Annotated in this window: 1 protein-coding gene; it reads right to left on the bottom strand. The window is 65.2% G+C overall.

The genetic code is table 11. The features are described from left to right. Positions 1 to 30: 30 nt before the first annotated feature. Positions 31 to 477, bottom strand: a 447-nt coding sequence (locus FJV41_RS55625) for a hypothetical protein (RefSeq protein WP_246137933.1), incomplete at its 5' end; no start/stop codon positions are given.

Genomic DNA, 477 nt, shown 5'->3' with positions numbered 1-477 from the left:
GGCTGGGCGGCAAGCAGGGCGGTAAACGGATTAGTCTGCGACATGTTGGGGCTCCTGAGTCATATTCCGTGAACGAGTAAGATACCAGGCACCATAGCACAGGGCCACAAAGGGGATCCCGCACCACAGCGCAATTCTCTGGCTCGGGTCAAAAGCGAGGCCCACGCAGGCCACCAGGCACAGCACAAAGCCCAGAACGGGCACTACCGGATACCAGGGAGCGCGATACTGCAGATCGCTCAGCGCCTTACCCTGCTGCAGATGGCGGCGGCGGAACATAAAGTGCGAGGCGCAGATGCTCAACCACACCGCCACCACCGCAAAACCGGAGATCGCCGACAGCGCGACAAACACCGTATCTGGCGCCACCACGCTGGAGAACAGCGCCAGCACGCCGCCCACGAGGCGCACGGCCCGGGGGATGCGCGGCCAGCCCTGCACGCCCTGGCGCAGCAGCCCGGCGCCGCAGAGCACCCA

It is taken from the genome of Myxococcus llanfairpwllgwyngyllgogerychwyrndrobwllllantysiliogogogochensis (genome assembly GCF_006636215.1).
Lineage (GTDB): Bacteria > Myxococcota > Myxococcia > Myxococcales > Myxococcaceae > Myxococcus > Myxococcus llanfairpwllgwyngyllgogerychwyrndrobwllllantysiliogogogochensis.
The sequence above is the reverse complement of the archived record's forward strand: the minus strand, read 5'-3'. Positions and strand labels throughout refer to the sequence as shown.